Below are 376 nucleotides of genomic sequence, written 5' to 3' on the forward strand. Positions count from 1 at the left end.
CATTCCTTTTTGCAATTGAGAGGTGTATAGCCTTCCCCAATAATACAAGCTTCGTTTGATCATATCGTGATTGTTATTCAATTGTATTTCTACATTTACCTTTGTTCCTGTATTTAATGTAGTCGAAATATCTAAAATGGATAATTTATCTTCTTCATATTCTCGATGCAAATGTGGATCTTCTAATTGCAGGGAAACAATAGGTGATTCTAAAGAATCCTGTAACATCGCATTTAAAAAAGCAATTAGAATATCTTCATTTCCACTTGTGCCAAATAGTTGTTTAAAAGCAAAATCAATGCGTAAATTTACTAATTTTTGGTTGGACATGGGTTTTCCTCTCCCCATCTCATATGATGTTTTTCTTTCATTGTAC

1 protein-coding gene is annotated in these 376 nt (G+C 31.9%); it reads right to left on the bottom strand.

Going from position 1 to position 376, the window contains the following annotated elements:
- Nucleotides 1-330, bottom strand: a 330-nt coding sequence (locus tag SB775_RS27765; protein WP_410864364.1) for an Rpn family recombination-promoting nuclease/putative transposase, incomplete at its 3' end; no start/stop codon positions are given.
- Between the last annotated feature and the right edge of the window lie 46 nt (nt 331-376).

The organism is Peribacillus sp. SIMBA_075, from assembly GCF_046534585.1.